Source organism: Pseudomonas sp. PA-1-6B, assembly GCF_021609545.1.
GTDB classification, from domain to species: domain Bacteria; phylum Pseudomonadota; class Gammaproteobacteria; order Pseudomonadales; family Pseudomonadaceae; genus Aquipseudomonas; species Aquipseudomonas fluorescens_BV.
In genome coordinates, this window is the sequence record NZ_WJZM01000055.1 from 15971 (window position 1) to 38209 (window position 22239).

A 22239-nucleotide genomic window follows, 5' to 3' on the forward strand; every position below is an offset into this window, starting at 1 on the left:
GACCAGTGTGGGAGCTGGCTTGCCTGCGATAGCGGTGGTTCAGTTGAAGATTCAGTGACTGACACACCGCCTTCGCGAGCAAACCCGCTCCCACATTGGATCTCAGAGTGCTTCGCGCAACCGATACCACAACATCCCCAACGCCAGCAGTGGCGAGCGCAGCGCCTTGCCACCGGGAAAGGTCATGTGCGGCACCTGGCTGAAAATATCCAGGCCCTGGCTTGCACCCGCGTGTATCCCTTCGGCCAGCAACCGTGCGCACCAGTGCGTCACGTTCAAGCCGTGACCGGAATAGCCTTGGGCATAGAACACATTCGGGTATTGCTTGAGCCGCCCGACCTGGGGAAAACGGTTGGCGGTAATGCCGATCTTGCCGCCCCACTGGAATTCGATAGCCGTGTTGGCCAACTGCGGGAACACCTTGAGCATTTTCGGGCGCATGTACGCGGCGATGTCCTGGGGGTCGCGCCCCGAGTAGTGGCAGGCGCCACCGAACAACAGACGCCGGTCGGCGGTCAGCCGGTAGTAATCCAGGCCGACTTTCTGGTCGCACAGCGCCAGGTTCTGTGGGATCAACTGCTGGGCTACAGGCTCAGGCAGTGGCTCGGTGGCGATGATGTAGCTGCCCGCCGGCAGTACCTTGCCGCTCAAGCGCGGCTCCAGCTCTTCAAGATGGGCATTGCATGCCAGCACCAGGTTGGCTGCGCGCACGCTGCCGCCTGCGCAGCGCACCTGCACCGTCTCGCCATGGATCAGCTCCAGCACCGGGCTGTGCTCAAAGATACGCACCCCAAGGGCCTCGGCCGCCTGCGCTTCACCCAATACCAGGTTAAGCGGATGCAGATGCCCGGAACCCCTGTCGACCAGGCCGCCGGCATACACCGTAGAGCCCACCACCTGTGCCATGTCTTGTGGGCCGACCAGCCGCGTTTCATGGGCATACCCCATGGCCGCCAGGTGCGCCTGTTCGCCCTTGAACGCCGCGAACTGCGCCGGAGTATTGGCGAGTTCGCAAAAACCCCAGCGCAGGTCGCAGTCGATGCCGTGCTCGGCAATGCGCTGGCCCACCAGAGCGACCGAGTCAATACCGGCACGCTCCAGGTAACGCACGCCCTCCTCGCCCACGTATTTGGCAAACCCGGAAACATCATGGCCAATGCCACGGATCAATTGCCCACCGTTGCGCCCGCTTGCGCCCCAACCGATGCCGCGCGCTTCCAGCAGCACCACCGAGAGCCCGCGCTGGGCCAGTTCGATGGCGGTGTTGACCCCGGTAAAGCCGCCGCCGATCACACACACATCGGCGCTCAGGTCTGCCTCAAGTGCGGGCCGCTGCGCCATGGCATTCGCCGAAGCGCGGTAATAGGACGGGGCGTGTTCATTGGGCTGCATCATCGGTTGGACTTCACTTTGCTCCAGGCGCGGGTCATCACGCGCATGGTCGCCGGCGTAGGCGTGGTGGAGATATAGAGTTTGTCGAGTACGTCCTGGGGCGGGTACACCTCAGGATTGTTCACCAGCTCCGCAGGCATGAACGGTTTGGCGGCCGGGTTGGCGTTGGCATAGCCCACCGAGGCGCTGACCTTGGCAATCACCTCAGGCTCAAGCAGGTCGTTGATGAACGCATGGGCTTCTTTAGGGTTGCTCGCGTCGGCCGGAATCGCCAACAGGTCGAACCACAGGTTGGAGCCTTCCTTGGGAATCGAGTACGCAATGTTCACCCCGTTCTTGGCTTCCTTGGCGCGGTTGGCGGCCTGGAACACATCGCCGGAATAACCGAAGGCCACGCAGATATTGCCGTTGGCCAGGTCCGAGATGTACTTGGAAGAGTGGAAATAAGTGATGTACGGCCGCAGCGTCAGCAGCTTGGCTTCGGCCTGCTTGTAGTCCTCGGCATTCTCGCTGCGTGGGTCCTTGCCCATGTAGTTGAGGATCGCCGGGAACAGCTCATCCGCTGAATCGAGGAAGGCCACGCCGCACTCATGCAGCTTCTTGATATTTTCCGGTTCAAACAGCACCGCCCACGAATCAATGCGGTCGATACCCAGCACTTGCTTGACCTTGTCGACGTTGTAGCCAATGCCATTGGTGCCCCACAGGTAAGGCACCGAGTGCGCATTACCGGGGTCGTTCTGTTCCAGTAACTTCAGCAGCTTGGGGTCCAGGTTCTTGAAGTTGGGCAACTGCGCACGGTCAAGCTTGAGGAACGCACCGGCCTTCACCTGGCGTGCCAGGAAATGGTTGGACGGCACCACCACGTCATACCCGGTGCGCCCGGCCAGCAACTTGCCCTCCAGGGTTTCGTTGGAGTCGAACACATCGTAGATCACCTTGATGCCGGTCTTGGCCTGGAAGTCCGCCAAGGTGGTCTCGCCAATGTAATCGGTCCAGTTGTAGACACTCACCGTCGGCGCCGCCTGGCCGGCACTGCTGAACGCCGCGACCAGGGCCAGTGGAAGAAGCTTGTTCACAAGACGCATATCGTCACCCCTCTTATGCTTGTTTTCAGACGCTCAACAGCAGGAACTCACGCTCCCACGAACTGATCACCCGCTTGAAATTCTCATGCTCGGCACGCTTGACCGCGACATAGCCGCGCACGAACTTCTCCCCCAGGTACTGCTTGACCGTGTCGCAATCCTCCATGCGCGCCAGCGCATCTTCGAGGGTGAACGGCAGGCGCAGGTTGCGGCGTTCGTAGGCGCGGCCTTCCACCGGGGCACTGGGTTCGATGTGCTCGATCATGCCCAGGTAGCCACACAACAAGCTGGCAGCAATCGCCAGGTAAGGATTGGCATCGGCGCCCGGCAGGCGGTTTTCCACACGCATCGCCTCCGGGCTGGAAGTGGGCACGCGCAAGCCGACGGTGCGGTTCTCTTCGCCCCATTCGACGTTGACCGGCGCCGAGGTATCGGGCAGGAAGCGGCGGAACGAGTTCACATTGGGCGCGAACATCGGCAACAGCTTGGGGATGTACTTCTGCAAGCCGCCGATGTGATGCAGGAACAACGGGCTCATGGCGCCATCGGCATTCACGAACACCGGTTTGCCGGTCGCAATCTCCACCACGCTCTGGTGCAAATGCATGGCGCTGCCCGGTTCATCGGCCACCGGCTTGGCCATGAAGGTGGCGGCCACGTTGTGCTTGAGGGCGGCCTCGCGCAAGGTGCGCTTGAACACCGTGATCTGGTCGGCCAGGTCCAGGGCGTCGCCGTGGCGGAAGTTGATTTCCATCTGCGCCGGGCCGTCTTCGTGGATCAGGGTGTCGAGGTCCAGGCCCTGGGCTTCGCACCAGTCATAGACATCTTCGAACAGCGGGTCGAATTCGTTGGCGGCATCGATGGAAAACGACTGGCGCCCGGTTTCGGCGCGGCCCGAGCGGCCGATGGGAGTTTTCAACGGCAGGTCCGGATCTTCGCAGCGCTGGGTCAGGTAGAACTCCATTTCCGGCGCGACAATCGGCTGCCAGCCTTGGTCGGTGTAGAGCTGCAGGACTTTCTTCAACACATTGCGCGGCGACAGCTCGATGGGGTTGCCCTGCTTGTCGAAGGTGTCGTGGATCACGATGGCGGTGGGTTCGATGGCCCACGGCACCACGTAAGTGGCGTTGGCGACCGGGCGGCAGATCATGTCGATATCGGCCGGGTCCAGCAGATCGTAGTAGATATCGTCGTCGACAAAGTCCCCGGTTACCGTTTGCAGCAACACACTTTCCGGCAGGCGCATGCCTCGCTCATGCAGGAACTTGTTGGTGGGTGCGATCTTGCCGCGTGCGATGCCAGTCAAGTCACTGATCACGCATTCGACTTCGGTAATCTTGTGTTCTTTCAGCCAGGTGGACAGCTGATCGAAGGGGGCGTTCATAAGGACCTCGTCTTGGGTGGGATGCGACGCCGGCTTGTACTCCCAGCGCATTGAGGTCTATCTTGGGCCAGCCTTGAAACGGCATCTATCCACTTTGCACGCGGCACAACGCACCAATAGAGTGCGCACGGATCACCATGACACAGGCAACCGCTTTGCGCGTACAGGCCTTCGCCACCGGCGATGTGGCCGCCCAATGCAGTGCGACACCCGGCTGGGTGCAGCAGTACCAGCAAATGTCCCCCGGGCATTTTGCCGGGCGGGTGCGCTACCTCGACCTGCACGGGGTGCAGGTGTACGAAGAGTGCATGAACACCCGGGTGGAGCAGCATTTCAACGCACCTGCCGGCGCCCTGGCGTTTTGTTTCGACGCCAGTGACAACGCGCTGTACCTGCTCAATGGCGAAAGCCGCAACACCTGGATCACCCCGGTAAACTACCGCGAAGTGGCCGTGGTGTTCGGCCCGCAGTTCGTCCAGCGCCAGGGCCTGGATATAGCCAAACTCGAAGGCTTGTTCATGGCACCGCTGACCTGTCGGCAAAATGCGCTGTTCACTCGCTGGCTGAGCGGCACCCTTACGCGCCTGTCGGCACTGACCGACTCCATCAGCCGCGAGGCCCTCACCCAGCAACTACTCGACGACTGCCTGTTTATCCTCGATAACGCCTGTGTGTGCCTGGACGGCAGTTCATTGCAAAAGCGCAATGAAGAACGCCAATTGATGGCGCGCATCGGCGAATGGGCGGCGGATGCACCGGATGAAACCGCCAACCTGTTGGAACTGGCGCAGATTGCGGGTGTGCCGTTGCGCCAATTGCAGCAAGGGTTCAAGACCTACACGGGGATGAGCCCGGCGCAGTGGTTAAGGTTGCGTCGGTTGAACGGGGCGCGGCGTGAGTTGCTAAGTGGCGCTGATACCACCGTAGCCGAGGTGGCGATGAATTGGTCGTTCTGGCATTTGGGGCGGTTTTCAAACAGCTATCGGGCGCTTTTTCAGGAGCTGCCCAGCGAAACCCTGAAACGCTCCAGCTGAAAAAACACGCTTGACCTTGTGGGAGGGACAGGCCAAACCGTCCCTCCCTTGAACCTCAATCAGGGCTGCGCGTTCAAAAAGGTGGAGATCAGTTGATTGACCTGCTCCGCCGCCTCCAACTGCACCATATGCCCCTGCCCCGGCAATACATGCACCTGAGCCTGCAGCCCTTGGGCGTGGCTTGCCGGGATGATCGCATCGTCACTGCCCCAGATCACCAGGCTCGGCTGGCGGCCCACCTCGTTGCGAAGATCCAGCATCTGCCGCCCGCCATCGAACAGCTTGTGATCGAGCTGGCGCAACGCTTGATCCACCCCTTCCAGGCGCTTGAATTTGAGCATGTCCTCCAGCATCTGCCGCGTCACCAGCGCAGGGTTACTGAACAGTTGAGTCAATGGCGGCTTGAGCGCGTTACGGTTGTTGGCTTCGACAAAACCTCGCAGGTAATCGCCGTTGATATCGGCACCCAGACCGGCGCTGGCGATCAAGGTGATGGAGGCGATACGTGCAGGCGCCAGGCTGGCGACGGTGAGGGTCACCAGCCCACCCATGGAGTGGCCGGCCAAATGCACACGGTCGAGCGCCAGGTGGTCGAGCAATGCCAGTACGGCGTGACTGAGTTCGGCAGCGTCTCCCGTTTGCAGAGACTTGCCCGACTCCCCGTGCCCCGGCAGGTCCAGGGCAATCACCCGGCGTTCGGCGGCCAGGGCCGGTTGATTGAACAGCCAGTTGTTCAGATCGCCCCCGAAGCCGTGCACCAACACCAGCGGCGTGCCGCCCTCGCCCATGTCCAGATAACGCAGCAAGCGCCCGCCTACCTCGACTTTGTGTGCGCTGGGGCCGGCCTCTTCGGCTTCGGCGGCACTGGAGACGAACCCGGCGTTGAAGCTTTCGATCACGCTATCGATCTGAGCCTCTGTCGCCTCGCCCTCCACCACGATTCCCAGTAGAGCGCCCACCGGCAGGGTTTCATCACTGAGCGCCAGCACCCGACGCAGCACGCCGCTGAAAGGCGCCTCGACACTGCTGGAGATCTTGTCGGTCTCCACGTCCAGTACTTCCTCGCCCTTTTCCACTCGGTCGCCGGGTTGTTTGAGCCAGACATCGATGCGGCCCTCGGTCATCGACAGGCCCCATTTGGGCATGGTCAGGGTATGAATCATGCGGCGGTCCTCTTGTCGGCGATCTTCATCACGGCGGCTTCGATCTTCGCGGCGTTGGGGATGTACAGGTCTTCCAGGGCATCGGAAAACGGCACCGGGGTGTGCGGCGCGGTGACCATCTCGATGGGAGCGCGCAGGAAAGCGAACCCCCGCTGGGCCACCAGGGCACTGATGTCGGTGGCGACCGAGCAGCGCGGGTTGGATTCGTCGATCACCACCAGGCGCCCGGTTTTCTCGACGCTTTCAAGGATGCTGTCTTCATCCAGCGGGCTGGTGGTGCGCAGGTCCAGCACTTCACAATCAATGCCTTGACGCGCCAGGTTGGCCGCAGCCTCCAGGGCGATATGCAGCATGCGGCCGTAGGTCACCAGCGTCACATCCTTGCCCTCACGCACAAAGTTGGCTTCGCCAAACGGGACCGTGTACAGCTCTTGCGGTACGTCGCCCTGCATGCCGTAGAGCATTTTGTGCTCCAGGAAAATCACCGGGTCATTGTCGCGGATTGCCTGGATCAACATGCCCTTGGCGTCGTAGGGCGTGGCCGGGCATACCACCTTGAGGCCGGGGATATGCGTCCACATGGAGGTGAGCATTTGCGAATGCTGGGCAGCCGCCCGCAAACCGGCGCCGTACATGGTACGGATCACCAGCGGTGTAGTGGTTTTGCCACCGAACATATAGCGGAACTTGGCAGCCTGGTTGAGCAACTGGTCCAGGCAGCAGCCGATGAAGTCGACGAACATCAATTCGCATACTGGGCGCATGCCACGGGTAGCGGCGCCCACCGCCATGCCCACGTAGCCGACCTCAGACAACGGTGCGTCCAGCACGCGCCCGGGAAATTGCGGGTGCAAGCCCTTGGTCACGCCGAGCACGCCGCCCCATGCGTCCTGCTCACCGGGGGAACCGGTGCCACCGGCCACATCCTGACCGATGATAAATACGCTCTGGTCACGGCCCATCTCTTGGGCCAAGGCCTCATTGATCGCCTGCTGATAGCTGATTTTACGAGCCATTAGATTCTCTCCACGTCTTGTTTTTATAGGGTTGGTCAGCGGTAAGCCACGTAAACGTCGCTTAGCAGGTCGGCGGCCTGTGGCTTGGGATCGGTTTTGGCCAGGCGTACGGCGTCTTCGATCAACTGCGCCACTTCACCGTCGATGCGCTCGAACTGCGCTGCGTCCAGCCAGCCTTCGGCATGGCAGCGCTGACGGAACAAGGCCAGGCAATCGGCGCTTTCGCGCAGGTTTTTCACTTCGTCAGCGCCGCGATAGGTTTGCGCATCGCCCTCGAAGTGCCCGTAGAAACGGCTGAGCTTGACCTCGACCAGCGTTGGCCCGTCGCCTTGGCGCGCCCGCTCCACAGCAACGCCGAGCGCTTCATGCACCGCGAAAAAATCATTGCCGTCGACGATCACCCCCGGCATACCAAACCCGGCGGCGCGCTCGGCGATGTCTTTGCATGCCACCGACCAACCGGCGCCAGTGGCCTCGGCATAACCGTTGTTTTCGGCGACAAACAGACACGGCAGCTGCATGATCGACGCCAGGTTCATCGCTTCGAACACGGCACCTTCGTTGGAGCCACCGTCGCCAAAAAATGCCACTGCCACGCCCTGGCTCCCCTTGAGCTTGGCAGCCAGCGCCGCCCCCGCGGCCAACGGTGCGCCGGCACCGACAATGCCGTTGGCGCCGAGCATGCCTTTCTCCTGGTCGGCGATGTGCATGGAGCCGCCTTTGCCGCCGCACACGCCGGTTTTCTTGCCATAGATTTCGGCCATCATGCCGAACACGTCGACGCCCTTGGCGATGCAGTGTCCGTGGCCGCGGTGATTGGACGCGATGCAATCATCGTCATTGAGATGCGCCATGACGCCAGCGGCGCAGGCTTCCTGGCCGGCATACAGGTGAACGAAACCGGGGATCTCGCCGGTGGCGAACTCCACATGCAGGCGTTCTTCGAAATCGCGGATGGTGCGCATCACGGTGTAGGCATGCAGTAACTGATCGGTGCACAGGTGGGTGGACATCTTGTTGTTCTCCAGGTTGTCTCGACGCACAAAAGACTGGCTGCAGCCAGTGCCAAGCTGTTCAGCACAGCTTGTGCCAACCGTCGAGAAAACCTGGCAAAGCCTTGATCCAGAGCCGTGCCACACAGCGATGCCCAGGTAAGTGGTCGGCTAAATGTGAGACGCAACCACGCAGTTCGACCCTTGAGTCTCAGCGGCATGAGACGCAGCGTCTCAATGCAGGCGTTGGTCAAGGTGCCCTTGTCCGTGGGCGCACATGCGCGCTTAATGACGCGCATAACAACAAAGCTTGAGAACCGGAGGCTTTATGCTCGCCATGAACTCCAGGGAGCATGTCGACTGTGTCAGCCGCGTGGTCCGCAATGCCGAGCGCCTGCCCCAGGCGCCCGTGCCGTCGCTGATCTTCGATTCGTGGCGGCGGTCCATGGAGCAACACCGCCTGGACCCCGGCTCCCTGCAAGGTCCACGCATCCTCAGCGAACCCTTGCTCAAGGAATGCCGCGAGCGCGCCGAGCTGTTCATGCGCATCGCCGGCGAAGAAGTCGCGCAGTTGCACCACCGCGTGCGCCATGCCGACTACTGCGTGATGCTCACCGACGCCCAGGGCCAGACCATTGATCACCGTGTCGATGCGAACATTCGCACCGACTGCCGCAAGGCCGGCCTTTACCTGGGCACCTGCTGGTCGGAAGCCGAGGAAGGCACCTGCGGCGTGGCCACGGTGCTGACCAGTAAAACAGCGGTGACGGTGCACAAGCGTGATCACTTTCGCGCAGCGTTTATCGGCCTGACGTGTTCGGCTGCGCCCATCTTCGACCCGCAGGGCCACCTGCTGGGCGTGTTGGATGTCTCGGCGCTCAAGTCGCCGGATGACCGCGGCAGCCAGCACCTGATACGGCAGATGGTGGCGCAGAGCGCCCAGGCCATCGAAAACGCTTTTTTCATGCACAGCGCCCGGCAGCACTGGGTGTTACAAGCCCATAGCACTCCAGGCTTTGTCGACAGCCAACCCGACCTGCTGCTGGCCTGGGACCAGGACGGACGTCTGCACGCCTTGAACAGCAAGGCGCGTCAAGCCCTGCGCTTGCGCTTTGGCCAGTTGCCTGAGCATATCGGCGAAGTGTTCGACGTGGATGCATTGCGTGCAGCCACTGATCAGTCAACCCGGCAGTTGCACTGGCTGGGCAAGCCCGACGCGGTACACGTGAGGGTCAATGCACCCCGACGCCCCTCGGTTCGGGCGCTGCCAGAGACTCAAGTCGACCCGCGGATCCAGGAGCACCTGCGCCTGGCTGCGCGGGTCAAGGACCGCAACCTGCCCGTGCTGGTGCAAGGTGAAACCGGCGTCGGCAAAGAAGTCTTCGCCCGCCAGTTGCATGAGCACAGCACGCGCCGGGACGGGCCGTTTGTGGCGGTGAACTGCGCGGCGATTCCGGAAAGCCTGATTGAAAGCGAGCTGTTCGGCTATTCGCCCGGCGCCTTCACCGGAGCGTCCAGCAAAGGCATGAGCGGGCTGCTACTGCAAGCCGACGGCGGTACGTTGTTCCTCGACGAAATCGGCGATATGCCGCTGGCGTTGCAGACACGGTTGCTGCGGGTGCTGGCCGAGGGTGAAGTCGCGCCGTTGGGCGCAGCGAAAACCCGTGTGGTGAATATTCAGGTGATCTGCGCCAGCCACCGCGATTTAGCGGCGCTGGTCAGCGCGGGCCGATTCCGGGAAGACCTGTACTTTCGCCTGGGTTGTGCGCGCTTCTGCCTGCCACCGTTGCGCGAACGCACCGATAAGCTGGCCCTGATCAATCGGCTGTTGGAGCAAGAGGCGCGTAACAGTGGCGTGTCGTTGGGCATCGGCCAGGCCGCACTGCAATTGCTGCTGGGTTATGCGTGGCCGGGCAATGTGCGGCAACTGCGGCATGTGCTGGCGTACGCCTATGCGGTGTGCGAAGGCACTACGCTGCAAGTGGCGGATTTGCCGATTGATATCCGGGGCGAGCAGCCTCAAGGGCTGGCCGAACAGAGCGCCAGCCCCGAGCGTCAAATGGTTCTGGATGCGTTGATTCGCCATCGCTGGAAACCCTCACCTGCGGCACAGGCCCTGGGGATTTCAAGGGCAACCCTGTACCGACGCGTGAACCAGCTGGGTATTGATATGCCCGGCAAAACCCACTGATACAAGGGGTCGACTCCCACGCAGGCGAGTCGACCCACGCTGTCAGCGGTAGACCAGGCCACCGTCGATCAACGGCGCCTGCCCGGTCATATAGTCTGCGTCCGGGCCTGCCAGAAATGCCACAAACCCCGCCACATCCTCCGGCGTTTGCGCACGGCCCAAGGCAATCCCATCCACGTACTGCTTGTAGGTTGCCCCCACCTGCGCCCCGGTAATCTCGGCCATGCGCTTGTCGATCTCAACCCACATATCGGTGCCCACCACGCCGGGGCAATAGGCGTTTACCGTGATCCCCGCGCTCGCCAGTTCCTTGGCCGCCGCCTGGGTCAAGGCGCGCACCGCGAATTTGCTCGCCGAGTAGACTCCTAACAGCGCAAAGCCTTCATGCCCTGCGATTGAACAAGCATTGATGATTTTGCCCTTCTGCTTGAGCGCCTTGAACATGTTGGCGGCCGCCTGGATCCCCCAAAGCACGCCCTTGACGTTGATATCCAGGGTGCGCTCGACCTGCTGCGGGCTGACATCGAGCAATGAGTCGATCTGCGCCACTCCGGCGTTATTGACGATGATGTCGAATCCGCCCAGCGTCTGGTGGGCATGCTCGACCGCAGCCGTCACCTGTTCGCGCCTGGATACATCAGCGATGAACACAGAGGCTTTGCGGCCGGTGGCGACGATTTCGGCGGCCACGGCGTTGAGCTTGGCGCCGTCAATGTCCACCAACGCGACATCGGCGCCGTCCTGTGCAAGGCGCATGGCAATAGCCCGGCCTATGCCCTGCCCGGCGCCGGTGACCAGCGCGACTTTACCTGCGATACCCATGACAATCTCCTGAAACGATGAGGGGAGCCTTGTCTATCGCAAGCCGGCGCCTGGCTGTCGAGCCGCAACAGGATCGGCATCGCAGCTGAGACGGGTTGTCTCGCCGTGCGAACCTTGCGCGAAAGCTTGTAAAAGGCCGCGCTTATGCCTAGCTTAGGCGCCCCCCGCCCAGCGCTTTAAGGCCTTTACCCATGGTTTTGCGTTTTCGCCCCGTCGTCACTTCACGTTTCGCCCTCGGCCTGTTGCTCAGTGGCGGCATCGGCAGCAGCCTGGCCGCCGAGATCGAGTTGCCGACGGTAAAGGTCCAGGGCCAGGATGAGTCGGGCTACCGCAGTGAAACCGCGTCGGTGGGCGGCTTTGATGAAGCGCCGCTGTTGGACACCCCCGCCTCGATCACCGTGATCAACGCCGCGCTGATCAAGGACCAGCAGGCACGCTTGCTCAGTGAAGTGCTGCGCAACGATGCCTCGGTTGGCGACAGTTATGCGCCTATCGGTTATTACGAAAACTTCGTGGTGCGCGGCTTCTCGCTGAATGCAGCCAGCAGTTACAAGATCAACGGGCGCACCATCACCGGCGAGCAGAACGTCGCGTTGGAAAACAAGCAGCAGGTGGAAGTGCTCAAAGGCCTGGCGGGTTTGCAGAGCGGCATTTCCGAGCCCAGTGGCGTGATCAACTACGTGACCAAACGCCCCCAGGATGTGCGCTCGGTGACGGTGTCCACCGATGATCGCGGCAGTGGTTACATCGCCACCGATGTCGGCGGCTGGTTTGGCAGCGAGCAGCAGTTCGGCCTGCGCGCCAACGTCGCCCATGAAGACCTCAACTCCTATGTGGAACACGCCAACGGCCAGCGCGATTTCGTGTCCCTGGCCTTTGACTGGAACATCAGCCCCGACGCCGTGCTGCAACTGGACGCCGAATACCAGAACAAACAACAGCGCTCGGTGCCAGGTTATCAACTGCTGGGCGGCACCGAAGTGCCCCACGGCGCTTCACCGAAGAAGCTGTTGGGGCACCAGACGGGCGGCAAGCAGGTGGGGATTGATTCGCTGAACCTCAACGGCAAGTTTGAATACCGTTTCAGCGATCAGTGGAAAGGCAGTGTCAGCGCAGCGCGTAGCAAGGTGGTGATTGATGACTACAGTTCGTTTGCCTGGGGTTGCTATGGTTCGGCCAGTTGCAGTTCCGCAAGCGTGCCGAACTACTTCAGCCCCGAAGGCAACTACGACGTCTACGACTACCGCAGCCCGGACGACACTCGCCGCGACGACGAAATTCAGGTGGCCATGACCGGCCTCTTCGACACCGCCGGCATCGGCCATGAACTGACCTTTGGCAGCAGCGCGTTTCGCCGGGTGATCGACAAACGCAAGTCGGTCAACGAATTCATCGGCACCGCCAATATCAACGAAGAGGTGCCGGGCTTTCCCCCGACCGACAAGCCGTTGAACGACAGCCACCGCAACCTCGACAGCCGCCAGTACGGGCTGTTCGTCACCGACCGCATCCGCTTCAACGAGCACTGGCAAACCATCCTCGGCGGCCGTGAAGTGCGCCTGGACGAAAAAGCCTTCGACAGCGTCACCGGCAACCAGACGCGCCATACCCAACAGTACGTGTTCCTGCCCCAGGCCTCGTTGATCTACAAGCCGGTGGACAACGTTTCGCTGTACACCAGCTACAGCAAGGGCCTGTCCCTGGGCGGCACCGCGCCGTGGTTTGCAAACAATGCCGATGAAACACTCGCTCCCACCGTCTCGCGCCAGATCGAAGCCGGGGTGAAATACGACTGGCGCCGTATCAGCTTCACCGCCGCCGTGTTCCAGACGCGCCAGGCTTACCAGTACGCCAAGCCCGAAGGTGACACGTTCAACTACGTGCAGCAGGGCCAGCAAAAAAACACCGGCATTGAATTGTCCGCCAACGGCTGGGCCACCGACCGTCTGCAGATCGCCACCAGCGTGGCCGCGATCCGAGCGCGGGTGAGCGGCAGCGGCACGCCGGAATACGAAGGCCACCAGGCAATCAACGTGCCCAAGCTGCGCGCCAGCGTGTACGCCGACTATGCCCTGCCCTGGGTCAACGGCCTGGCGGTATTGGGCGGCGTGCAATACAGCGCCAAGAAGTCTGCCAATCGCACCGGCAACGTAGAAGTGGGCGACTACGCGGTGGTCAACGTCGGTAGCCGCTACACCACGAAGGTCGATGGCTACGAGACCGTGTTTCGCCTGAGCGTCGATAACCTGTTCGACAAGCGCTACTGGCGCGACGCGGGCGAGTATATGGGCGATGACTACCTGTTCCAGGGCGCACCGTTGACGGCGCGCCTGAGTGCTTCAGTAAATTTCTGAACCTCCGACTCTGTGGCGAGGGAGCTTGCTCCCGCTGGGGTGCGAAGCGCCCCCAAAAAACCGGCTCCAGCTTCGCTGTAGAGCGGGAGCAAGCTCCCTCGCCACAAAAAGCAGCAACTCTCCGATCGTTACTTGGGCATCTTGCGAAAGCCCACCGCCAGGCGGTTCCAGCTGTTGATGGTGGCGATGGCGACGCTCAGGTCGACTTGTTCCTGTGGGCTGAACTCCGCAGCCAGGGCGTTGAAGTCTTCGTCGGGGGCGTGGGTCTGGCTGAGCAAGGTCAGGCTTTCGGCCCAGGCCAGGGCAGCACGCTCGCGCGGCGTGAAGAACGGGGTTTCACGCCAGGCCGACACGGTGTACAGGCGCCGCTCGGTTTCGCCGCCCTTGCGTGCATCGGCGGTGTGCATGTCCAGGCAGAACGCGCAGCCGTTGATTTGCGAGACGCGCAGGCGCACCAGTTCCAACAGCGGCAATTCGATGGAGAGTTTGCCGACCGCCGCTTCCAGGGCGAGCATGGCTTTCATGGCGTCTGGGGAAGCGGTGTAGAAATCGGTACGGGTTTGCATGGTGAAACTCCAGAACGTTGGGATAGGTGCGCAGAGTAGTCAGCGCAGCGTTCTGGAGAAATAGCCAATCCGGGCGAAGAACAGGTGACCAATCTACAGGCCACGGTTCCTCAGCCATTGGATGAAGCCCTTCTTGACCGGTACCACGGGCGCGTCTTCGGTCAGGGCCTGGGCGGCATGGCGGCGGAAGTCCAGCAGCGCCTTCATGGCTTCGCCGATATCATGCCGGGCGTCCAGGCACGGCTTGAGGTATTCATTTTCGATGCGGTAGAGCGTGCAGTAGGTCTTGGCCGAAAAATCCGCCAGCGCCGCCTGGTCGGAGAGGATGCCGGACTCACCGATCACCTCCCCAGGGCCCATGCGCCCAGCCTCGAACTTGTGCCCGTCCTTGATCAACAGCACCGAGACCACGCCGGACTCGATGATGAACAGGTGATCGCTCACCTCCCCCGCCGCCAGGATCATCTCACCGGCGCGGTAGGTGTGCAGGGTCATGTTCTGGCTGAAGGTGTCTTTTTCTTCCTGACGCAAAGTGGAGAAGATCGACGAGCGCTCCAGCAATGCCCGGGCGCCAGACACCGCAGGCGGCGTGCTGCCTTCGGTGGCGGACAACAGCCCCACGCCCGCCGCCTGCAAATGCCGGTAGGCCAGGTCGTAAAGCTGGTTGCGGGTTTCGCGCTTGAGGCCCATGGCCGGCACGAAGCCGCTGATCTCATATTCCACGCCACTGCCGGTGGACGCCTTGAACGCGACGCTGGGCGCCGGCTGGGCCAGCAACGGCCGGCAGCCCTGCATCGCACGCTCCAGCGCTTCGATCACGGTTTGCGGGCGCGCATGGGGGCTGACTTGCAGGCTGACCGCCAGGCCGAACATGTCCGCCGGGCGCGAGAAGTTGATGATCTTGGCCTTGGCCGCCAGGGAGTTGGGGATCACCGCCAGGCTGCCCTGGGAGGTTTGCAGGCGCGTGGCGCGCCAGTCGATGTCGGTGACGCGGCCTTCGGTGCCGTCGATGGAGATCCAGTCATCGATCTGGTAAGGCTTGGTGGTATTGAGGACGATCCCGGAAAACACATCGCTCAGGGTGCTTTGCAAGGCCAGGCCGACGATGATCGCCACGGCACCGGAGGTGGCCAGCACGCCCTTGACCGGCAGGTCGAGCACGTAGGCCATGGCGGCGATGATCGCGATCAGGAAAATCACTGCGCCCATCAGGTCCTGCAACAAACGCCCGGTATGGCCGACCCGCTGCATCATCACCGCGCCGAGCAACACCGTGAGCGTGCGCGCGGCGAACAACCACCAGCCGATCTGCAACGCCGTGGCAGCCAGGTGCAAGGTGGTGTCATCGGCATAGGGCGCCGCTTGCATGGGGTTCATGCCGTCGTTGAACAGCACGGCACTGAACACCGCGAAAATCACCAGCCGCCCTGCGAGTTTCCAGTTGGCCAGGTTGGGGGAAATAAGGCGCCACACGGCGATGTCGATCAGGATCAACGCCACGGCGCACAGCATCGGGTGATCAGCGATAAATGAGGGCATCCAGGCGACTCCAGGGCGAATGCCGAGAAGATCGCATGAAATCAGAACCCTGGAAACAAAATGTAGGAGCTGGCTTGCCTGCGATGCAAACACCGCGGTGTATCAGCTACACCAGGGTGATGCTATCGCAGGCAAGCCAGCTCCCACAGGCGGCTGCGGTGAACTGTCAGGCGTGCATCTGCCCGAATTTGCCCGACTGGAAGTCGGCAAATGCCTGGTGAATCTCCTGCTCGGTGTTCATCACGAACGGACCGTGGCCGACGATGGGCTCGTCGATGGGTTCGCCGCTGAGCAGCAGCACCTTGGCGTCGTCGTTGGACTCCAGGGTCAGTTGCTTACCGTCGCGCTCGAACAGCGCCAATTGCCCCTGGCGTGCGACCTCGTCGCCGTTGATCAACAACGTGCCGCTGAGCACCACCAAGGCGGTGTTACGCCCGGCGTGCAGGTCCAGCGTGACCGCTTTACCGGCGTTGAGGCGCAAGTCCCATACGTCTATCGGCGTGAAGGTGCGGGCCGGGCCTTGAGTACCGGCAAATTCCCCGGCAATCAGGCGCAGGTGACCGGCGTCGTTTGCCAATGGCAGCACCGGAATGTCGCCATCGACGATGGTCTGGTAACCGGCATCCGCCATTTTGTCCTTGGCCGGCAGGTTGACCCACAGTTGCACCATCTCCAGTGCGCCGCCACTACGGGCGAAGTCTTGGGAGTGAAACTCTTCGTGCAGGATCCCTTTGGCTGCGGTCATCCATTGCACATCGCCCGGGCCGATTTTGCCGCCGGCACCGGTGGAATCGCGGTGCTCGACTTCGCCGTCGTAGACGATGGTCACGGTTTCAAAACCGCGATGCGGATGCTGGCCAACGCCGCGACGTTGTTCAGTCGGGGTGAATTCGGCTGGACCTGCGTGATCCAGCAACAGGAATGGGCTGATGTGCTTGCCCATGGTGTCGTAAGAAAACAGCGTGCGTACCGGGAAGCCGTCACCGACCCAGTGGGCGCGGGGGCTGGTGTAGATACCAATCAGCTTTTTCATGGTGTACCTCCAAAGTGAGTACAGCTTAATTCGCCTCACCTCTGAGCACTAGACGGCAAAATTGGCCCTGATCGTTCTACATATAGAACGCTGCTTTAACCTGTGGGAGCGGGCTTGCTCGCGAAAGCGATGGGTCAGTCAGCACCAATATTGCTGACCCGGCCTCTTCGCGAGCAAGCCCGCTCCCACACGGGGACCTGCGCCTGACTGACCTGGATTATCCGAGGGCTGGATTAATTTATATTTCAACCATAATATAAGCAGAAAATTACGGCCGTAATTTTTTGAACTATGGTCACCCTGGAGTTCGCCATGCCCCCTCTCCCCCTGCGTCTTCTCACGCCCCTGGCCCTGTTGATGTTCCTCAATGGCTGCAACAGCAAGGCCGATACCGCCCAGGTGCCAGTGCCGCGCCCGGTACTCGCCGCCAAGGTCGAAGCCGCCGGCACCCAGCAAAGTGCCTACACCGGCGTGGTGGCCGCACGCACTGAAAGCAACCTGGGCTTTCGGGTCAGCGGCAAGGTGATCGAGCGCAAGGTCGACCCCGGCCAGCACGTCTCCCGTGGTGACACCCTGTTGGTGCTGGACATCGGCGACTTCGAACTGGCGCTGCGCTCGGCCAAGAACCGCGTCAACGCCGCCCAGGCCCAACTGCGCCAGCGCCGTGACGATGAAAACCGTTACCAGCGCCTGGCCAGCACCGGCGCGGTGTCGCGGCAGATCTTCGACCAGTCGGCCACCAACCTGCGCGTCGCCCAGGCCGAACTGGCCGCGGCGCAATCGGATGCCAGCCAGATCGAAAACCGTCGCACTTATTCGGTACTCAAGGCCGATGGCGACGGCATCATCACCGACGTGCTGGCCGATCGCGGCCAAGTGGTGGCCGAAGGGCAAATCGTGGCGCGCCTGGCCCATGACGGCGCCCGCGAAGCCATCGTCAACCTGCCGGAGAACCGGCGTGACCTGGCTGCGCAAAAAGCCCTGGCGTTGCCCTTTGGCGCAGCGGACCAGGCCGTGACCGCCACCCTGCGCGAACTGTCCGCCAGCGCCGACCCGGTCACCCGCACCTACCGCGCACGTTACGTGCTGCAGGGTTCGGTCGAGCGTTTCGCCCTCGGCTCCACCATCACCGTGCGCCTGCAAGGCAACGGCCAGCCCCTGCAAACCCGCGTGCCGATTGGCGCCTTGCAGGATGCGGGGCAAGGCACGGGCGTCTGGCTGATTGGCGATGATCAAAAGATCAGCTTCGCCCCGGTGAAGGTCGCCAGCCTCGGCCAGGAAGACGCCTTGCTCGACAGCGGCGTAACACCCGGCCAAACCATCGTCGCCCTCGGCGCTCACCTGCTGCACAGCGGCGATACGGTGCGCTTGCTGCCCGCCCAGGCGCTGGCCCTCAACCGTCAGCAGGATCAATGAGTATGCGCGGGATCAACCTCTCCGAACTGGCCGTCAAGCACCGCGCCGTCACCTTGTTCTTGCTGATTGCGATCCTCGTCGCCGGGGTCTTCGCGTTCGGTAAGCTGGGGCGCGCCGAAGACCCTTCGTTTACCGTCAAGGTCATGACCATCACCGCCGCCTGGCCCGGCGCCACCGCCCAGGAGATGCAGGAGCAAGTAGCCGACCGCCTGGAAAAGCGCCTGCAGGAACTGGACTACTACGACCGCGTCGAGACCATCGCCCAGCCAGGCTTCGTGTCGATGCGCATGACCTTCCTGGAGTCCACACGCCCGAGCGAGATTCAGGCGCTGTTCTACCAGACCCGCAAAAAACTCAGCGACGAAGCCACGCGCATGCCCAAGGGCGTGATCGGGCCTTTTTTCAACGATGAATATTCCGACGTGTACTTTGCCTTGTACGCCCTGGAAGCCGAACACCTGCCCCATCGCCAACAAGTGCAAATGGCCGAGGAGCTGCGCCAGGGTTTGCTCAACCTGCCAGGGGTGAAGAAGGTCAATATCCTTGGCGAGCAGGCCCAGCGCGTGTTTGTAGAGTTTTCCTATGAGCGCCTGGCAACCCTGGGCATCAAGCCCGAACAGATCTTCGCCGCCCTCGCCGCACAAAATGCCGTGGCGCCCTCAGGCTTCGTCGAAACGGCAGGCGCCCGCGCTTATATCCGCATCGACGGCGCGTTCGACAGCCTCGCGCTGATCGAAAACGTGCCCCTGCAAGTCAATGGCCGCGTATTGCGCATCGCCGATGTGGCCACCGTGAGCCGGGGTTATGAAGACCCGCCCAGTTATCGCATCCGCCATCAGGGCGACCCGGCGTTGATGCTGGGCGTGATCATGGAGAAGCACTGGAACGGCCTGGAACTGGACAAGAGCCTGCAGGCCCAGGAAGCCAGAATCCAGGCCGACCTGCCCCTGGGCGTGAACTTCGCCAAAGTCTCCGACCAGGCGAAAAACATCAGCCTGGCGGTCAACGAGTTCATGCTCAAATTCTTCGTGGCCCTGGCGGTGGTGATGCTGATCAGCCTATTGGCCCTGGGCTTTCGCGTGGGGCTGGTGGTGGCGGCGGCCGTGCCGCTTACGCTGTCGATCGTGTTCGTGATCATGCTGGTCACCGGCCGTGAATTCGATCGCGTGACCCTCGGCGCATTGATCATCTCCCTGGGCCTGTTGGTGGACGACGCGATCATTGCCATCGAGATGATGGTGGTCAAACTCGAAGAAGGCTTTGACCGCATCCACGCGGCCACCTACGCCTGGAGTTCCACAGCAGCGCCGATGCTGACCGGCACCCTGGTCACCATCATCGGTTTTCTGCCGGTTGGGTTTGCGCGCTCCGGGGCGGGTGAATACGCCGGCAATATCTTCTGGATCGTGGGTTTCGCCCTGATTTCATCCTGGCTGGTGGCCGTGGTGTTCACGCCTTACCTGGGCGTGAAGTTGTTGCCGCAGATCAAGCCAGTGCCCGGCGGGCATGATGCGATTTATGCCGGGCGCTACTACCAGAAACTGCGCAGCCTGGTGGAGGCCTGCGTGCGCGGGCGCTGGCTGGTGACCGGGCTGGTGGTGGCCGCGTTCGTGGTGTGCGGCCTGGGTATGGCGGTGGTGAAGAAACAATTCTTCCCGGATTCCGACCGCTCGGAACTGATTCTGGAAGTGTATATGCCACCCGGCAGTGCGTTCAAAAGCACCGAAGCCGTGGCGGCGCAGGTGGAGAAGGCGCTGTTGCAAGAGCCGCAGACCAGTATGGTCGACACCTATGTGGGCGGCGGTGCACCGCGGTTTTTCCTGTCGTTGAACCCTGAAATGCCCGACCCTGCGTTCGCCAAGCTGATCGTGCAAACCCCGGATTCCCACGCCCGCGACGCGCTGAAACTGCGGATGCGCGAGCGCATTGCGGCAGGCGAATTTCCGTCGGCGCGGGTACGGGTCACGCAGCTCGTCTTCGGCCCGCCGGTGCCGTTCCCGGTGGTGTTTCGCGTCTCGGGGCCCGACCTGAATGTGCTGCGCGGGCTGTCTGAAGACGTGCGTCAGGTTGTGGCCGGCAACACGCTGACCAGAGACACCTTCCTGGAATGGGGCGAGCGTGCCAGCGGTTATCGCCTGGTACTGGACCAGGATCGCTTGCGCTTGCTGGGTTTTACCCCCGACGAGGTCAAGTCCCAACTCAACGCCCTGCTCAGCGGCAACCCGATCACCGAAGTTCGCGAAGGCAACCGCACCGTCTCAGTGGTGGCCCGCGCCCAAGGCAGCCAACGCGAAGACCTGGCCAACCTCAACAACATGACACTGACCAACAGCGCCGGTACGTCGGTGCCGCTGGCCCAGGTCGGGCATTTCAAGGCGGTGATGGAAGAACCGATCCTCAAGCGCCGCGACCGCGCCACCACCGTGGAGGTACGCGCCGACATCATCGACGGCGTACAACCGCCCGATGTGGAAATGGCGGTGTACAAAGACCTGCAACCGCTGATCGCCAAGCTGCCCAGCGGTTACAAAATCGACATCGGCGGCCCCGTTGAGGAAAGCGCCAAGGCCAACGTGGCCCTGGCGGCGCTGTTTCCGATCATGATCCTGCTGACCCTCACGGTGATCATGTTCCAGGTGCGCTCGTTCGGCGTGATGTTCATGGTGTTCGCTACCGCGCCGTTGGGCCTGATTGGTGCAGTGCCGACTTTGTTGCTGTTCAACCAGCCGTTCGGTTTTAACGCGATCCTGGGCCTGATTGGCATCGGCGGCATTCTGATGCGCAATACGCTGATCTTCACCGACCAGATCCGCCAGAACCAGGACCACGGCATGGCGATTCGCGAGGCCATTATCGAAGCCACCGTGCGGCGTGCCCGCCCGGTGATCCTGACCGCACTGGCGGCGGCGCTGGCGTTTATTCCGTTGACGCTCTCAGTGTTCTGGTCGTCGCTGGCTTATGTGCTGATTGGCGGTGTGCTGGTGGGCACGGTGTTGACGCTGTTGTTCCTGCCGGCGCTGTGCAGCCTGGTACTGCGCGACAAGGTTGCTGAAACGTCCCACGTAACTGCCGGATAAGCTCTACTCCCCTCCGCTTTCCACCGCTGCAAAGTCCCTCGCCTGATCAAACAGTGCGAGGGATTGCAGATGGTTTTTCCTGTTAGTGCCTTGGTTACCTGGCCGCCCCCCTTGGGGAGCCGCCGCGTATGACCCAAGCAGCCCACATTACCTTTATCGAACACGAGCTGGATGGTTTCCATCAGAGCCTGGTGGAGTACCGCCAGCAGATGGGCGCCTGGTATTCGCGTGCGCTGGATACGGTCAGTCATGCAGAGGACATGCCTTCGTTGCTGGGTATGGATCGGGTGTTGCGGGTTGGGGATGCACAGCAGTCGGTCGGTCTTGGCGATGCAGACTTTTCCACCGTGGCCCGCTGTCCGGCAGGGGGTGTGCTGAAGATCCAGAGCAGGTTCGAGTCAGCGTACGACGTGCCGATCGGCAATATTCCGGTTGAAGTGATCGGGCTGGATGACGGCAGCTCCAGGGTCATCCTGCTCGACGAGCACGGCGACGGTTTCCACGAATGCGCCGCCGGCGGGCGCTATCAGGTAAGGGTTCAGGGCGGTGTTTCAGCGCAGCAAGTCGATGCCTTGTTTGCTTCCTATGCCGGGCTGACTGCGGATCTGGAGCAATGGCTGCGCGAGCAGTGGCAAGGCTTCAAGCCGCATTGGCAGCAATCCCCCGCCAGCGCAATAGGCAACGGCGTGCTCGCCGGCAGTTGGGCAGCGATCACGGAGGTGTGGGACAGCATCAAGCAGGTGCAGGCGATTCTTGAAGACCCGCTCAAGTTCGTCGAGCAACTGGGTAGCGAGGCGGCGAAGTTGGCGCAAATCGCCACCGATGCGCCCAAGGTCATGGAACAGGCGATGTTGCTGGCCAGTGATGAGGCGGCACTGTACCTGTTACTGCGCACCGCCATGATCTGGCTGGAGGCGTTACCGCCTAGTGAAGTTGCGCAAGCGGCCGCCGGTTTTATGGTATCGCTGCTGATTGACCTGGTGATTGGCGTGGTGTTGACCATCGCGCTGCCGGCAGCGGGCGTGGCGTATTTGAGTATGCGCCTGGTCAAGTACGGCGCAGGGATTCTTCAGTCAGCCGTGGGTTTCGTGACCGGTGTGCTGACGATCCTCACAACGTTCATGCGGGCGGTGGACCGCTACAAAGCGGTGGCGGTTCGCGGGGTGGTGGGA

15 protein-coding genes and 1 pseudogene are annotated in these 22239 nt (G+C 62.1%); 6 read left to right on the forward strand and 10 right to left on the reverse strand.

The genetic code is table 11. The features are described from left to right. Positions 1 to 102 precede the first annotated feature (102 nt). The 3 genes from GIV35_RS21830 to GIV35_RS21840 are packed head-to-tail and all read right to left on the reverse strand — an operon-like array spanning position 103 to position 3864. Entirely contained in the window at positions 103 to 1395 is a 1293-nt protein-coding gene (locus GIV35_RS21830) for an NAD(P)/FAD-dependent oxidoreductase (RefSeq protein WP_236265032.1), read from the reverse strand. Continuing rightward, entirely contained in the window at positions 1392 to 2480 is a 1089-nt protein-coding gene (locus GIV35_RS21835; protein ID WP_236265030.1) for a polyamine ABC transporter substrate-binding protein, read from the reverse strand. The genes GIV35_RS21830 and GIV35_RS21835 overlap by 4 nt, the downstream gene beginning before the upstream one ends. 25 nt (positions 2481 to 2505) lie before the next feature. After that, positions 2506 to 3864 carry a glutamine synthetase family protein gene (locus GIV35_RS21840; protein ID WP_168224613.1) on the reverse strand — a complete coding sequence of 453 codons (1359 nt, stop codon included), beginning with the start codon at positions 3862 to 3864 and terminating at the stop codon, positions 2506 to 2508. Between the two features lie 137 nt (positions 3865 to 4001). On the opposite strand from GIV35_RS21840, the gene GIV35_RS21845 reads away from it, so the two are divergent. Further along, complete coding sequence (locus GIV35_RS21845) at positions 4002 to 4898, forward strand: helix-turn-helix domain-containing protein (protein WP_236265029.1); 897 nt, start codon at positions 4002 to 4004, stop codon at positions 4896 to 4898. A 59-nt stretch (positions 4899 to 4957) separates the two neighbouring features. On the opposite strand, the gene GIV35_RS21850 is transcribed toward GIV35_RS21845, so the two are convergent. From GIV35_RS21850 to GIV35_RS21860, 3 genes are read right to left on the reverse strand one after another with little or no spacing between them, the layout of a single operon-like run. Further along, the gene (locus GIV35_RS21850; protein WP_213154231.1) at positions 4958 to 6061 is read right to left on the reverse strand and encodes an acetoin dehydrogenase dihydrolipoyllysine-residue acetyltransferase subunit; all 1104 of its coding nucleotides are present in this window, start codon (positions 6059 to 6061) and stop codon (positions 4958 to 4960) included. After that, positions 6058 to 7077 (reverse strand): alpha-ketoacid dehydrogenase subunit beta, encoded by a 1020-nt coding sequence (locus GIV35_RS21855; protein ID WP_105226604.1) that lies wholly within the window; start codon positions 7075 to 7077, stop codon positions 6058 to 6060. Before GIV35_RS21855 ends, GIV35_RS21850 begins: the two co-directional genes overlap by 4 nt. A gap of 35 nt (positions 7078 to 7112) precedes the next feature. Beyond that, positions 7113 to 8090, reverse strand: coding sequence for a thiamine pyrophosphate-dependent dehydrogenase E1 component subunit alpha (locus GIV35_RS21860; RefSeq protein WP_057977155.1), 978 nt, complete (start codon positions 8088 to 8090; stop codon positions 7113 to 7115). A gap of 307 nt (positions 8091 to 8397) precedes the next feature. On the opposite strand from GIV35_RS21860, the gene GIV35_RS21865 reads away from it, so the two are divergent. Continuing rightward, complete coding sequence (locus GIV35_RS21865; protein ID WP_105226603.1) at positions 8398 to 10260, forward strand: sigma-54-dependent Fis family transcriptional regulator; 1863 nt, start codon at positions 8398 to 8400, stop codon at positions 10258 to 10260. A gap of 42 nt (positions 10261 to 10302) precedes the next feature. Here GIV35_RS21865 and GIV35_RS21870 read toward each other — a convergent pair whose 3' ends face one another. Continuing rightward, positions 10303 to 11082 carry an acetoin reductase gene (locus tag GIV35_RS21870; protein WP_034125782.1) on the reverse strand — a complete coding sequence of 260 codons (780 nt, stop codon included), beginning with the start codon at positions 11080 to 11082 and terminating at the stop codon, positions 10303 to 10305. A gap of 191 nt (positions 11083 to 11273) precedes the next feature. Between GIV35_RS21870 and GIV35_RS21875 the strand changes: the two genes are divergently transcribed. Then, positions 11274 to 13436 carry a TonB-dependent siderophore receptor gene (locus GIV35_RS21875; RefSeq protein WP_236304481.1) on the forward strand — a complete coding sequence of 721 codons (2163 nt, stop codon included), beginning with the start codon at positions 11274 to 11276 and terminating at the stop codon, positions 13434 to 13436. Positions 13437 to 13564: 128 nt separating this feature from the next. Here the strand turns inward: GIV35_RS21875 and GIV35_RS21880 are convergent, their stop codons facing one another. The 3 genes from GIV35_RS21880 to GIV35_RS21890 all read right to left on the reverse strand — a co-directional run bounded on the left by GIV35_RS21880 (position 13565) and on the right by GIV35_RS21890 (position 16574). Beyond that, a complete protein-coding gene (locus GIV35_RS21880; RefSeq protein ID WP_057014381.1) occupies positions 13565 to 14002 on the reverse strand; it encodes a carboxymuconolactone decarboxylase family protein in 438 nt (145 codons plus the stop codon). Between the two features lie 93 nt (positions 14003 to 14095). Beyond that, the gene (locus tag GIV35_RS21885; protein ID WP_236304650.1) at positions 14096 to 15541 is read right to left on the reverse strand and encodes a mechanosensitive ion channel family protein; all 1446 of its coding nucleotides are present in this window, start codon (positions 15539 to 15541) and stop codon (positions 14096 to 14098) included. Positions 15542 to 15707: 166 nt separating this feature from the next. Further along, complete coding sequence (locus tag GIV35_RS21890; RefSeq protein WP_105226600.1) at positions 15708 to 16574, reverse strand: pirin family protein; 867 nt, start codon at positions 16572 to 16574, stop codon at positions 15708 to 15710. Between the two features lie 312 nt (positions 16575 to 16886). On the opposite strand from GIV35_RS21890, the gene GIV35_RS21895 reads away from it, so the two are divergent. The 3 genes and pseudogenes from GIV35_RS21895 to GIV35_RS21905 form a co-directional block, all read left to right on the forward strand. Continuing rightward, on the forward strand, positions 16887 to 17990 hold the full coding sequence (locus tag GIV35_RS21895; protein ID WP_198716255.1) for an efflux RND transporter periplasmic adaptor subunit: 1104 nt from the start codon (positions 16887 to 16889) through the stop codon (positions 17988 to 17990). A 2-nt stretch (positions 17991 to 17992) separates the two neighbouring features. Beyond that, positions 17993 to 21067 carry an efflux RND transporter permease subunit gene (locus GIV35_RS21900; protein ID WP_223024465.1) on the forward strand — a complete coding sequence of 1025 codons (3075 nt, stop codon included), beginning with the start codon at positions 17993 to 17995 and terminating at the stop codon, positions 21065 to 21067. Between the two features lie 128 nt (positions 21068 to 21195). After that, positions 21196 to 22239, forward strand: a pseudogene (locus GIV35_RS21905) (type IV secretion protein Rhs); the annotation flags it as partial.